Origin of the sequence: Cellulomonas sp. GbtcB1 (assembly GCF_019091725.1) — a bacterium.
GTDB lineage: Bacteria > Actinomycetota > Actinomycetes > Actinomycetales > Cellulomonadaceae > Cellulomonas.
Genome location: NZ_JAGXJG010000188.1, coordinates 1 through 300 on the forward strand (window position 1 = coordinate 1; position 300 = coordinate 300).

A 300-nucleotide genomic window follows, 5' to 3' on the forward strand; every position below is an offset into this window, starting at 1 on the left:
CGCCCGCGCGGTGCCGCGCTCGTGGACGCGGAGATCACCTACTCGGTGACCGTCCCGCCGCTGCGCGCGCTGCGCCGGGTGATCCCGCCCCTGACCCTGGGCTCCGTGCGCCTGGTCCTGGCGTTCCTGGTCCTCATGCTCGGCTGCTCCTTCCTGCTCTCGCTGCTGGGCGCGCTCGCCGCATGACGCGGCCCCGCGCGCAGCACGCCGGCCCGGTGTCCGGCACCCGCGCACGCCCCGCCGACCGGGTCGCGTGCATAAACCGGAATGTCCGCTACGGTGGCCCGAGGTGGTCGGCGG

General features: G+C 76.0%; 1 pseudogene. It reads left to right on the forward strand.

From position 1 onward, the window contains the following. A pseudogene (locus KVT14_RS20235) lies at nt 1–186 on the forward strand (YggT family protein); the annotation flags it as partial. Nucleotides 187–300: the final 114 nt, after the last annotated feature.